The 11,740-nt window shown below is 69.7% G+C and carries 12 protein-coding genes and 1 pseudogene; 5 read left to right on the top strand and 8 right to left on the bottom strand.

The features are described 5' to 3' along the window. Positions 1-87 precede the first annotated feature (87 nt). Positions 88-1,032, top strand: a complete 945-nt coding sequence (locus tag O7604_RS16105; protein WP_281577004.1) for a hypothetical protein — start codon at positions 88-90, stop codon at positions 1,030-1,032. 155 nt (positions 1,033-1,187) lie between these two features. Here O7604_RS16105 and O7604_RS16110 read toward each other — a convergent pair whose 3' ends face one another. Both O7604_RS16110 and O7604_RS16115 read right to left on the bottom strand, forming a co-directional pair. Next, positions 1,188-1,742 carry a hypothetical protein gene (locus tag O7604_RS16110; RefSeq protein ID WP_281577005.1) on the bottom strand — a complete coding sequence of 185 codons (555 nt, stop codon included), beginning with the start codon at positions 1,740-1,742 and terminating at the stop codon, positions 1,188-1,190. After that, entirely contained in the window at positions 1,714-2,205 is a 492-nt protein-coding gene (locus O7604_RS16115) for a hypothetical protein (RefSeq protein WP_281577006.1), read from the bottom strand. Before O7604_RS16115 ends, O7604_RS16110 begins: the two co-directional genes overlap by 29 nt. Here O7604_RS16115 and O7604_RS16120 point away from each other — a divergent pair. After that, positions 2,180-2,626 carry a hypothetical protein gene (locus O7604_RS16120; protein ID WP_281577007.1) on the top strand — a complete coding sequence of 149 codons (447 nt, stop codon included), beginning with the start codon at positions 2,180-2,182 and terminating at the stop codon, positions 2,624-2,626. The two genes, O7604_RS16115 and O7604_RS16120, sit on opposite strands and share 26 nt — an antisense overlap. A gap of 24 nt (positions 2,627-2,650) precedes the next feature. Here the strand turns inward: O7604_RS16120 and O7604_RS16125 are convergent, their stop codons facing one another. The 5 genes from O7604_RS16125 to O7604_RS16145 all read right to left on the bottom strand — a co-directional run bounded on the left by O7604_RS16125 (position 2,651) and on the right by O7604_RS16145 (position 7,795). After that, entirely contained in the window at positions 2,651-3,454 is an 804-nt protein-coding gene (locus O7604_RS16125) for a hypothetical protein (RefSeq protein WP_281577008.1), read from the bottom strand. A gap of 1,029 nt (positions 3,455-4,483) precedes the next feature. Next, on the bottom strand, positions 4,484-6,226 hold the full coding sequence (locus tag O7604_RS16130; RefSeq protein ID WP_281577009.1) for a type IV secretory system conjugative DNA transfer family protein: 1,743 nt from the start codon (positions 6,224-6,226) through the stop codon (positions 4,484-4,486). Then, positions 6,223-7,047, bottom strand: a complete 825-nt coding sequence (locus O7604_RS16135; protein ID WP_281577010.1) for an ABC transporter permease — start codon at positions 7,045-7,047, stop codon at positions 6,223-6,225. The genes O7604_RS16130 and O7604_RS16135 overlap by 4 nt, the downstream gene beginning before the upstream one ends. After that, positions 7,044-7,226, bottom strand: a complete 183-nt coding sequence (locus tag O7604_RS16140) for a hypothetical protein (RefSeq protein WP_281577011.1) — start codon at positions 7,224-7,226, stop codon at positions 7,044-7,046. The genes O7604_RS16135 and O7604_RS16140 overlap by 4 nt, the downstream gene beginning before the upstream one ends. Then, positions 7,223-7,795, bottom strand: coding sequence for a helix-turn-helix domain-containing protein (locus O7604_RS16145; RefSeq protein WP_281577012.1), 573 nt, complete (start codon positions 7,793-7,795; stop codon positions 7,223-7,225). Before O7604_RS16145 ends, O7604_RS16140 begins: the two co-directional genes overlap by 4 nt. An 83-nt stretch (positions 7,796-7,878) precedes the next feature. Here O7604_RS16145 and O7604_RS16150 point away from each other — a divergent pair. The 3 genes and pseudogenes from O7604_RS16150 to O7604_RS16160 all read left to right on the top strand — a co-directional run. After that, positions 7,879-9,493: pseudogene (locus O7604_RS16150) on the top strand (ComEC/Rec2 family competence protein); the annotation flags it as partial. A 123-nt stretch (positions 9,494-9,616) separates the two neighbouring features. Continuing rightward, positions 9,617-10,597 carry a DNA polymerase III subunit delta gene (gene holA / locus O7604_RS16155; RefSeq protein WP_281577013.1) on the top strand — a complete coding sequence of 327 codons (981 nt, stop codon included), beginning with the start codon at positions 9,617-9,619 and terminating at the stop codon, positions 10,595-10,597. Continuing rightward, entirely contained in the window at positions 10,594-11,091 is a 498-nt protein-coding gene (locus tag O7604_RS16160; RefSeq protein WP_269704576.1) for a hypothetical protein, read from the top strand. The genes holA and O7604_RS16160 overlap by 4 nt, the downstream gene beginning before the upstream one ends. Before the next feature lie 331 nt (positions 11,092-11,422). Here O7604_RS16160 and rpsT read toward each other — a convergent pair whose 3' ends face one another. Continuing rightward, on the bottom strand, positions 11,423-11,689 hold the full coding sequence (gene rpsT, locus O7604_RS16165) for a 30S ribosomal protein S20 (RefSeq protein ID WP_013287988.1): 267 nt from the start codon (positions 11,687-11,689) through the stop codon (positions 11,423-11,425). Between the last annotated feature and the right edge of the window lie 51 nt (positions 11,690-11,740).

An 11,740-nucleotide genomic window follows, 5' to 3' on the forward strand; every position in this document is an offset into this window, starting at 1 on the left:
TCCCTGATCAACGACAGGCGCTCTCCGTGGCTCTCAGCGGGCTACGGAGAGCGCCCTATCTCTGTATGGAGACCAACCTCAGTGAGCATGACCATCGAGCAACAGCGGGCACTCAACGGCGAGTGCATCCAGTGCGCCACGCCGCTACCCGAGGAACGCAGCGGCAAGCGCGCCTACTGCGACGAAGCCTGCCGACGCCGGCACGATCGCGCAGAACGCCGAGCCGCGACGGCCAACGCCGACCGGCGCACGTGCGAGCACTGCGGCGGCGCGATGACCGGTAAGCGGTCGGGAGCCCGCTACTGCGCCAAGCGGTGCGCCTCTGCGGCAGCGCGGCTGCGGCGGCTGGCGGCCGGGCCGGCGGGAGCGTGCCGGCACTGCGGCGGGGCGCTGCCACCCAAGCCACCGGGGAGGCGCGGGCCGGCATCCCCCTACTGCGGAGACAGGTGCAAGGCCAAGGCCAAGCACGCACGCACCTACACCCCGAGGCCACGGCAGAGCAGCCGGCCGAAACAGCAGAAGTACAAGCCGGGGCACCGGTTCGGAGACCTGGTGCTCACCGAGCGCCAGGAATCGGTCAACGGCACTCAGTACGTTCTCTGCCGATGCGACTGCGGCAACGACAAGCGGGCCGGGCTTCAGAACCTCGCTCGCGGCCTGGTCGTCAACTGCGCCGACCGCAGCCAGCACCCCGATCCCAGAGGCCGGCAAGAGCAGCCGAGCGACTACGACTCAGCACATAAGCTGGTCAACAAGGTCAAGGGCAGCGCCACCGCCCACCGCTGCCGGTGCGGGAAGCAGGCCGAGCAGTGGGCGTACTCCCACGCCGATCCTGACGTACTCCGCGATGGCGACGGCAGAGAGCAGGGCAAGCCCTTCAGCCCGAACCCCGCCCACTACTCGCCGATGTGCCGAAGCTGCCACGCCCGATTCGACCGGGCGCACACCCGGATCTTCGGTGACCGGCTCTCTCTGTTCCATCACGTGCTCTGGATGGCTACCACCCGGGACGACGAACCGACGATGAGCTGATCGAAGTGCGCCTATCGACCCTGAAACCGTGGCACCGCATATTCCGGGGATGCATCCCGGTAGCGCCAGGGATGGAGGGTCGATAGGCGTCCTGATCACTGCTACACCGTGGCAAGATGGCCGCTGCTATCACTTGGCGGTGGGGGAGATCGGGCTCAGGGGGTTATACCCCCACCCTCGTACTGGGCCCCGCGCCGGTACTCGTCGTCTTCATGCTGATCGACCATCGCCGCCCACACGTCCTCGTCTACAGGCGGTGGTTCCCGTCGACTCGGTTGGTACTCCCTCGCTGCCCTCGCGAGGGCAGCCCTCGTCTGCCGGCCATGCTCTGCAAGAGCAGCCTTGACGTGCTGATCGACGTTTCGCACGGTCTCGATGAAGGCCCTGGCTCTTGCGAGTTCTGCGTTGGCCCGTTGTAACTGATCGCTTAACTCCAACTCGCGAGCGCTGTACACCTCTGTCGTGCTCGCAAGCTCCGCTCGCAGCCCTTCGCCCTCCCTCTGCGTCTTCGCGAGGGCGTCGAGAGTCCGGCTCAGTTCGCCTTCCATCCTGATCATCAGGGTCGCCGCCATCTGCACCGACTTGTCGGCGATGTTGACTCGCCTCTCACGCCGAGCGAGGAGGTGTGTCACCCAGGCTTGCAGCACGGCACCGACACCCAGTGCGGCAAGGAGGGCGACGCTAGCGGTGATCTTCTCGGCGGTAGTCACTCTGCTTGCCCTGGTATCGATAGCTGTCCTTCAGTAGGCGCAGGTTATCAAAGTCGGAGTCCTCGCCTTCACTCGCCGGAATAATCAGCGAGTTGTAATTCTTCAGTTCAATCCTGATGCCAGCCACCTTAGTTGCTGCACTGGCTAGGTGGTCGGCGGTCCTATCGAGCCTGTCGACAGTGGCTGAGGCGAGAGCTTGGTCCCGCGTAGTCAGCGCCTCCGCGGCCTGCTTGCGTAGTTGTTCGTTCTCTTGCTTGGCGTCAGTGAGTTCCCGTTGGACCTGGGCCAGTTCAGCCTCGACCCGAGCAACGATCGCGTCCGCTAGCTTGAGCGACTTCTCTGCCAGATCCATCCGCCGCTCAGGTCGAGAGATCCGGCGGTCGAAGATCGACTTGATCAGGGCTCCGATGCCCAGTGCGCTCGCGATGCTCACACCTATGGTGATCTTCTCGGCGGTGGTCACGCTGTTCCTGCCTCAAGAAGGGATCGACGTTCATCCAGGGTGGTCAGGCTACCAACGGAAGCGGCTGGCCAGCGGACAGCGAGCACACCGCAACGGCAGTACGGTGCTCGGCATGCAGCCCGATCCGGAGACTGACGAGATCATCGCCGCGTACGCCGCAGGGCAGGATGTCGACGACATCGCACGGCGATACGGCCTGACTCGCGAGGAGGTCTGGCACCTGGCTTCGGGTGGCGACCAGGCGCAGCCGGCGCGGCAGTCATGGCGGGACAGCAAGGGCAACCGGGTGCTGCTCGGTGTCGCCGTTGGTTGGGTCGCGTGGTTCTTCGCTGGCCTGCTCGGCGCGGAGGGCTCGCCGCGCATCATCCTGTTGGCTGTGGTCGCGGCGATCACCTACGCCGTCGCAGCACCCCGCAGGTAGCGGCCAAGCCAGGATGCGGGTGCGTTAGCTACCAGCCATGTACTGAAGAACGCCTGCAACGGAGCCGGCCACAGCGACGATCAACCCGATGATCCCGCTGATCCGCGCCCATCGCTTCCAGCCGGGCGACTCGGGCTCTTGCTCTTGCCCCTGACCGACGCTGCTGCTGGCGTGGCCGCTCGCCTGGGCGCTGTTGACCACTACGCGATTGCGCTTCCCGCTGATGATGAACTGGACCGCCTGGTTGGCGGCTTCCGCTGACGGCTTGACGGCATCATCCGGCGTTCCGTCTCGCAGCTCCGCAACCAGGGCCGTGAGCGCCGTCCGGATGTTGTCCAGGATGGCCTGTATCGCCGTCGTGCTGACTGCCCAATAAAGCCGCTCGATGCGCTGATACGGGTTGGTGTTCTCGCTATTCATGTACGAAACCAGGTCCGCGGCCATGTTCGGCCCCAGCTTCACCACGTTCCCGTTGGCGTTTCGGATCATCGCTTCCATCGCGCCCACGCCTTGGACGAACGGCACCTCTTCGGTGAGGCCATCCCGGGCGAAGTCGGGGAGATCCCAGCGGCTGATGGTCTGGTTGGTGATGTGGTGGTTAGCGCTGATTAGGTCGATCTGTAGAGCTGCGTGGGTCTTCCGCCACTTCGGGAGTTCATCGTCCGGGCCGTACCCGTTCAGCTCCCGGCTCGCCCAGTCCCGCAGTTCGGTCGACCTGGCCTGCCCACCGAGGGCCACGCACTTACGTAGCGTGTCGGCGAGCGATGTGCTGCTGTCCAGCGCGCCGCGTTCGATCTCGTCAATCAGCTTGTTGTGACGCTTGCCCATGTGCCTACGGTCCTGCCCCCTGGTCCCTGGTGTTGCTCCGAGCATCCGCGAGAGTAGATGACACCGGCGAGCGGGCGGGCGCTGACGCGCCTAGGTCGTAGATGGCTTCGGCGTGATCTGATGATGCATCCGAGATGGTGGGCTTGCTCTGCCTCGCGCCTGACCTTGGCCCGGATGGCCTCGGTACCTTCTCTCCTCCAGCCTCTTCACTGACGACATCTTCATCGTGGGCTTCGTCGCGCCGCCCATCTGCCTTGAGCGGCCGGGGTGTTGCCTGGGCACCTCGACCCGAGCGGCATCGTCGACGTCGACGTCGACGTCATGTTCCTGTGCAAGTTCATCGCCGACGTGCCTGAGCTGCACAAGAAGGTCCTTGGCCTCCAGTGCGTGGCCCCGGCTCGACGCTGTCCGGCTGGCTCGTCTGACCTGATACTTCAGCGTCGGGTGGCCATGTATGCCGGCTGACCTGCGGAAACAGGCAGAAGTGAGAGTTGGTCACATACATCGCACGGGTGTACGAAGATGTAGTCCGACACGCAGGTCACTCGCACCGGTCGCTATGGTGTCTCCGGCGCACGACACGAACCGAACTGGTCTCCGAGATCAAGGCCGGCACGCCCGCCCTGGCGCGCGCGGGGGACGGACCCCGGCCTCTGAATCTCGGAAGGATGGAGAGTGACGAAGCGCCGCAAGGGGCCCTCAAGCCCAAGGAAATGCCGGCAGCCCAACACCAACCGGTGGCGGGACGTCGGGGAGTGGGTAGCACTGGCACTCAAGGTGCTTACCTACGCCGCCGGTCTGGCGATTGCCTTGACCGGAAACGGATGCGGGCCCAACTGACGACCGTCAGCTAGGCCCACATCGAGCGGGAAGTCCTCCGCCTCGCGGCCTGCGAACCAGGGGCGGGGGTCTTCCTCCATCCAACGTTACTGGCTAGTTGTTCAGTCGCGTTGAACGTCCAACGATCCGCAGAGTACCCGGGTCCCGATAGTCTCCGTCAGGGTGTCGGGGATTATCGGGTCAAGACCTTCAGCTTGAGCTGCCAGACCAGACTTCCAAGTCCCGCCTCGCGAATAGGTCGGCGTTTCCGTCCTTGCCACGCGCCTCGGGTACCTCGCCCACGCGCCGCTGTAGCCGCTTCTTGGCTGCTTCGTAGGACCAGGGCAGCACTCCGGCCTCTACCGCCTGGCGCAGCGTCAGGAAGTCCCCGGCAGGGCTTGATAGGTCGTTGACCTGGGATGTCTCCGGGGACCGGGGACATGCAAGCTGCCGGGCCTCGGCAGTGGTGAGGTAGGCGGCCTGTGTCTCGGTGGCTTGTCCGCCGATGACGATCTGCCACCGGCCGAGGGTGCGGGAGGCACGCGGCATGGCCGCCTCGGGGACGAGCATCTTCCAGTTGTTGGCGGTGTAGCGGGCGAGGCAGCGGATGCCGAAGTTCTCCCGCGCTTCGGGTCCGCCGATCGCGCGGGCGGTGAGCATCTGCGCGATGGCCAGCACGTTGACCTTGGCGCTTCGGCCCATGAACAGCAGGTCAGCCAGCGCCGACACGGCAGGCGACCGCTTCGGGTCACCCTTGCCGCGTGCCTCCGCCCAGAAGTTAACGAGCTGTCCGATGGTGGCGTTCAACTCCTCGCAGATGACCAGCACGCGGGGACCGGGATTCCAATCTTCGGCCTCGTGCATGGCCAGGGTGTTCCGCTCGTCGGCGAGCGCGGCCAGGCGCACGAGCACGTCATGCATCTGCGCCGGACGGGTGCAGTAGTCGACGCCGGCCAGGTTGAGGGCCCAGCGGTGCGAGCCCTTGCGGTCGAGGATGACCACTCGGCCGCCTCGGTTGAGTACCTGCACGGCGATCAGCTCGGCGAGCACGCTCTTGCCTGCGCCCGTTCCGGCTGACACGGCGATATGGGGGGAGTCGTCGCGCAGTGAGAGCGTGACGGGTCGGTCGCCGGCTCCCTGGCCGATGTAGAACTCCCACTCGGCGAGCCGGGGCAGGTGGGCGGCGACCTGGTCGACGCCGACGCGGGCCGGCGGGCGCTTACGCACGGTCCAGACGGCACGCACGCGCGGGCCCACCTGGTGCCAGGTCTCGACCAGGTCAGCGACGGGGATCTTGCTGCTGACGATGGACGAGACGAGCTGCCGTTGCTCCTTGGTCAGGTACGGGGTGTCCGCCTCCAGTTCGATACGCGGCCCCTGGTCACCGTCGATCGGCCGGCGGAACACGGCCAGCCGGGACGTGATCGGTTCTGCCTTGCGCTGCACTGCCCACGCTGCCCGCTGTGCGCGCTCGGGAAGCCACCGGATGATCGGCTCGACGTGCTCGCCGTACCAGGCGCGTACTGCCTTCTCCGCCGGGCTCAGCGGCTTGGCCAGCCGGGGCGTGAGGTTGCCCAACGACGGATCAACGTGCAGGCGCACGCCGGTCTGAAGTCCCATCGCCGGGGCGAGAGCGGCCAGGGTCGGGGCGATGTACTCCCGGTGGAACCGGCGACGCACCAGCCGTTGCCGGCCACGCCACGCCGCAGCCAGAGCAGCGCCGCTGGCCGCAGTGAGCGAGGCGTCCGGGAAGGCCAGGGCCAGGCCGGCGGCGGCCGGCACACCGAGGCGGTACGCCTGACGCTGCCAGCCGGCCAGCCGGCCCGGTCCCCGGTGGCGGTACGGGTAACCCTGCTTGCCGCTGAGCGGCCTACCGGAGACGTACCGGTAGGCCACCCGCGAAACTGTGTGCTTGCGCCGCAGCTTGCGGAGAGTCCGCTCCAGCTCGGTCACTGGTCGCTCCCCTCGTGCATCAGGTGTGCCAGCGCGGCGGCCATCCCGAGCACCGCCACCGGCAGGCAGGCAACGGCGGTAGTGATCTGCCACGGAGCGGAGGTGATGCCGGCGGCGACCAGGAGGTGATAGGCCACCTGGCCGAGCGCGCCGATGATCAGCGACCCGATGCCGGACCACTTGGCGAACCGGCGAGCCCGGGGCGGGACCTGGCCGGAGAGCCAGGCTCGCAGCGAGTACGCGGCGTAGACCTCCACCCCGATCGGCAGGGTGATAGCGGTGTTGATGCTGAACCCGTTCGCGATCCCGGGCAGCGGGTGCACCACGCCGAACCCGGTGAGTCCGCCGAGTCCGACCCACCCGGACCAGATAGCCACGAACGCGGGCAACGCGATCAGCACCACGGGCCACGCGGACAGCCGGCGGACCGGCGCAGCCTCAGCCTTGACCGGGGCAGGCTCGACCGGGGCCGGCGGGTGTCCGCCCGGCTCGACCAGCGGCGACGGCTCGGTGACCTTGGCAGTCGGCAGGATCAGCGGAACCGGGGTGGTCTCGACCGGTGCTGCCGGCAGGACCGGGGCGGGCTCGGCGTACTCCCACGGGTCCGAGGTGGGCTCAGCCTCGGTCTCGTCGGGCAGGGTGATGGGCTCGGCGATCAGAGCCAGGCGCGCGGCCTGAGCCTTGGGCGCACCCACCTTGAACTCACGCATGATCCGGTTGCGCGAGGGGATCTCACCGAGCCTGTCGGCCAGGTCCCGCACGGCGGGGAGCAGATCCGCGACGGCGCGCGGGTAGGCGCTGGGAGCGGTGGCGGTGGTCATCGGTTGATCAGCTCCCGGCGGGTAGCGGTGGCGTCGAGGCGGGGAAGGCGGGCGATGTCGTCAGCAACCCGGTGCGCGTGCCGCTCGACCAGCCGGCGAGCAACGGCGAGCGGGGCGAGCATCGAGACCGGGCCGCCGATGAGGACCAGGCCGAGCGCGTAGGCGGCGGTGCCGTTCATCGGTCACCCGCCAGTGCCTCAGAGCGGCAGGGGATGCACCCGCCGGCAGGCTGGCCAACGTGCCCCGGCTTGTGGCACCGGTCGCCCCCGGCAGTCATCGGCAGGGCAGCGCCCTTGCGCTCCGGGTACGGGTAGCCGTTGGTGGCGGGGTTGGTGTTCTTGTTCTTGGGAAGGAATCGACGCCAGTCACGCGCGCTTGCGCGCGTCTTCAACTTCCCTTGGTCTTCAACACTTCGGGCGTCACCCTGGCTGTCACCCCCGGCGGGCTGATTCGTCACCCCCTCCGGCTGATTCGTCACCCCCGGACCGTTGTTCGTCACCCCCCGGCCGGTGACCAGTCGGTAGACGCGGGTGGCGATGCCGGCAACCTTGGTGACGACCAGGCGACCGAGCTGCACCAGCTTGGCCAGCGCCCGCTGTACGGTCCGCTCAGAGCAGCCGGCGTAGTCGGCGAGGGTGGCCACAGACGGCCAAGCGTTGCCCTCGTTGTTGGCGTGAGCAGCGATGGCGATAGCCACGGCACGCTCGTTCTTGCCGAGATCCTTCGTCGCAAGCAGGGCCTGCTTCACAGCTACACTCATGGCCGGGCGGACCTCCGTTGTCCGTCAAGGCCCCGGGTAACAGGTGTTCCAGCACCTGCCGGGGCCGTTCTATATACACCTCCCTAACTCACGTTCACTGGCTCCAACGTGGCGATCGTCGTCGGGGCGGTGCTGCTGCTGGCCCGGTGGGCGCGTGCCGGTCCGCGTACCGCCGCCGTGCTCTGCGTCCTCGCGCTCGTCGGGTTCGTCATCCTGGTGCGGCCCTCGCCGAGCGTGGTGCGTGCCGCCGCGATGGGCGCGATCGGGCTCGCTGCGCTCGCCGCCGGGCGGTCCCGGTCGGCGCTGCCCGCGCTCGCCGCAGCGGTCACCGGGCTGGTCCTGTACGACCCGGACCTGGCGGGCGACCCGGGTTTCGCGCTGTCGGTGTGCGCCACCGGAGGACTGCTGCTGCTCGCGCCCGGCTGGCGGGACGCGCTGCGGCGCCGCGGCGTACCGGCCGGGCTGGCCGAGGCGCTCGCGGTGCCGGCATCCGCGCAGCTGGCCTGCGGCCCGGTGGTCGCCGGGCTGTCGGCGACGGTGAGCCTGGTGGCGGTACCGGCGAATCTGCTGGCGGTGCCGGCCGTCGCACCGGCCACCGTGCTCGGCGTACTGGCGGCGGTGCTGTCGCCGGTGTGGCCGGGTGGCGCGGAGTTCCTGGCCTGGCTGGCGAGTTGGCCGGCGCGCTGGCTGGTGGCGGTGGCCGGGCACGGGGCGGATCTGCCCGCCGGGAACCTGCCGTGGGCGGGCGGGGTGGCAGGGGCCCTGCTGCTGGCGGCGGTGAGCGTGGGGCTGCTGCTCGCCTTCCGGCGACGCCGGGCGCGACGACTGGTCGTGGTCGTCGTGGTGGCGGTGGTGCTCGGTGCGGTGCCGTTCCGGCTGTTCGCCTCCGGCTGGCCGCCGCGCGGCTGGGTGGTGGTGGCGTGCGCGGTGGGGCAGGGGGACGCGGTGGTGCTGCCGATCGCCGCCGGCCGGGCTGTCGTGGTCGACGCCGGCCCGGAGCCGTCCGGCGTGGACGCCTGCCTGCGCCGCCTCCGCGTACGGGAGGTCCCGCTGCTGGTGGTCAGCCACTTTCACGTCGACCACGTGGGCGGCGTGGCCGGGGTGTTCCGAGGGCGGCGGGTGGGTGCGGTGGTGGGTCCGGCCTGGTCCGAGCCGCCCTACGGCGCCGCCCAGGTCCGCGAGGCGGCCCGCCGGGCCGGTGCGCCGCTCGCCGCGGTGCAGGCGGGCTGGCGGTGGCGGGCGGGCGCGGTGGACCTGGTGGCGGTCGGGCCGCCGTACCCGCTGCGGGGCAGCCGGTCCGACCCGAACAACAACTCACTGGTGCTGGCCGCCACCGTGGGCGGGGTAAGAATCCTGCTCACCGGCGACGCCGAGACGGAGGAACAGCGGGCGATGCTGGAGACGACACCGGCCGCCGGGATCCGGGCCGACGTGTTGAAGGTCGCCCACCACGGCTCGGCGTACCAGGATCCGGAGTTCCTGAGCGCGGTACGTCCGGCCGTGGCGCTGGTGAGTGTGGGCGTCGACAACGACTACGGGCATCCGAACGCCGGGTTGCTGGACCGGCTGACCCGGGGCGGGGCGCGGGTGCTGCGTACCGACACCGACGGGGACGTCGCCGCGGTCCGGGCGGGCGCCGGTCTCGCCGTGGTGAAGCGCGGCGCCGACAACGGGCCGCAGCGATAGAGAGGGGGGATCTTGTCGCGGTAGATGGTAGATCAAGGCAAATGTCTGGATTTGCGCTGTGTGCGGGCTGCGCCGTCACAGTCCCCGATGAGCAGGCCCGGCCGGGTCGGAGGGCGTGCGAGTATGGGCGACGTGACCCCCGCCGACCTGCCTCCTATTGTGCTCGTCCTCGGCGACGAGGAGCTGCTCGCCACGCGAGCGGTCACCGAAGCCGTCGCCCGGGCCCGCGAGGTGGACCCCGACGTGGACGTGCGGGAATGCCAGGCCGGCACGCTCACCGTCGGCGAGATCGCCGAGATGCTCAGCCCGTCGCTGTTCGGCGGTCGCCGGGTGCTCGTGCTCCGCTCCGGTCAGGACGCCCGGAAGGACCTCGTCGCAGCGCTGCTGGCGTACGCGAAGAATCCCGACCCGGACGTGCAGCTGGTGGTGCTGCACCTGGGCGGGGCCAAGGGCAAGGCGTTCGCCGACGGCCTGCGGGCGGCGGGCGCCACTGTGGTGCCGGCCGTGAAGCTCAAGGGCGACCGGGAGCGGGCCGCCTTCGTGCGGGACGAGATCCGTCGCATCGGCGGCAAGTGCACGCCTGACGCGGCGGACGCCCTGGTCGCCGCCGTCGGGAACGACATGCGTGAGCTGGCCGCCGCCTGCTCGCAGCTGGTCGCCGACACCGACGGCCGGATCGGCGCGGACACGGTCGCCCGGTACTACCGGGGACGGGCCGAGGTCACCGGATTCACCGTCGCCGACGCGACGATGGTCGGTGACGTACCCGGGGCGCTGGAGGCGCTGCGGTGGGCGCTGCACGTCGGCGTCGACCCGGTGCCGATCGCGGACGCGCTGGCAGACGGCGTACGGACCGTCGCCCGGGTCGCCGCCGCCGGCCGGGGCAGCGCGTTCCAGCTGGCCAAGACGCTCGGCATGCCGGCCTGGAAGATCGAGAAGGCTCAGGTACGCGCCCGGGGCTGGACGCCGGAAGGCCTCGTCGAGGCGATGCGGGTGGCAGCCGAGTGCAACGCGGCGGTCAAGGGCGGCGCCGACGACCGGGCGTACGCGCTGGAGCGAGCCGTGTTCGCGGTGGCGGCGGCCCGGCAGGGCGGCGCCCGGTGACCCGAGCGTGGTCGACGGTGGCCACGGACGAGGAGCGGTACCGCCCGCTCTACGCCCGGGTGCTGGGACTGCGCTTCGTCAACCCGGGTGGGGTGCTCTGCTTCCTCTTCTTCGAGGGCGCGGTGGCGCTGGCCGTGCTGCTCGCCCTCGCCGAACTGGTGAGCTGGTGGGCGGTAGTGGTGCTGCCCGTCGCGGTGGCCGCCATGGTCAAGCTCAACGACGTGGTGGCCGAGATGGTCGTCCGTACTGCCGCGCAGGTGCCCGAGCAGGAGCGGGATCGCTTCCGCCGCCAGATGGAGCCGGTGATCGGCCGGGCGCGGGTGCCGGCCACTGCCCGCGCGCTACCGGGCGGCGCGGCGAGCCTCGGGTCGCTGCCGGGCGGTGCGGCGCCGCCGAGCGCCCGTGCGTTGCCGGGTGGCGCGACCACCGATTCCCGGGGCGTCCGCTACCACCATCCGCGACGCGCCACGTTCGACCGCCCCAACGAGCAGTAGCGACCCACCGCGCTAGGCCCTCCCGCCGCCTCGCGCTGCGCCAGCCGGACGCCCCGTGCTCTCCCGCCGCCCGGCACTGCGCCCTCCGGACACGCGCGCTCCCACAGCCAGAGCCTCCGCCGACCGGCCGTGACGCGATCACCCCGCAGATCTTGGTACGAAACGGCCCTCATAGGGGCCGAAATCGTCCAAGATCTCCGGGCTCCCGACGCGCGCAGCGCGTAGCGCGACGCACGCGCACGTGATGCGACCCGCTGCGGGGGAGTGCGGACAGGCGGAAGCCCCGTGGGCGCGGTGGCCCCGGGGCTTCCGGTGGGTTCTGTAGCGCTGGTCAGGCAGAGAACGAGGCGACGCGCTTGGCGATCGCCGACTTCCGGTTGGCCGCCTGGTTCGAGTGGATGACACCCTTGCTGGCAGCCTTGTCCAGCTTGCGGGTGGCCTCACGCATGAGCACGGTGGCCTTCTCGGTGTCGCCCGCCTCGGCAGCCTCGTGGAACTTCCGGATGGCGGTCTTCAGCGACGACTTGACCGACTTGTTACGCAGCCGGCGCTTCTCGTTCTGCCGGTTGCGCTTGATCTGGGACTTGATGTTCGCCACGCGACAGCCTCGTCTTGATAGCTCGGGTTGGTCTGCTTTCGCGCACGACGA

The sequence above is a fragment of the Micromonospora sp. WMMA1947 genome (genome assembly GCF_027497355.1).
In the GTDB taxonomy this organism is placed as follows: Bacteria; Actinomycetota; Actinomycetes; order Mycobacteriales; family Micromonosporaceae; genus Micromonospora.

What these genes read in the sequence shown, in the direction of transcription:
- O7604_RS16140 (WP_281577011.1), bottom strand. Translation starts at nt 7,226, where the DNA reads ATGAACGGCACCGCCGCCTACGCGCTCGGCCTGGTCCTCATCGGCGGC.
- O7604_RS16105 (WP_281577004.1), top strand. Translation starts at nt 88, where the DNA reads ATGACCATCGAGCAACAGCGGGCACTCAACGGCGAGTGCATCCAGTGC.
- holA (WP_281577013.1), top strand. Translation starts at nt 9,617, where the DNA reads ATGGGCGACGTGACCCCCGCCGACCTGCCTCCTATTGTGCTCGTCCTC.
- O7604_RS16135 (WP_281577010.1), bottom strand. Translation starts at nt 7,047, where the DNA reads ATGACCACCGCCACCGCTCCCAGCGCCTACCCGCGCGCCGTCGCGGAT.
- O7604_RS16120 (WP_281577007.1), top strand. Translation starts at nt 2,180, where the DNA reads ATGGTGATCTTCTCGGCGGTGGTCACGCTGTTCCTGCCTCAAGAAGGG.
- O7604_RS16125 (WP_281577008.1), bottom strand. Translation starts at nt 3,454, where the DNA reads ATGGGCAAGCGTCACAACAAGCTGATTGACGAGATCGAACGCGGCGCG.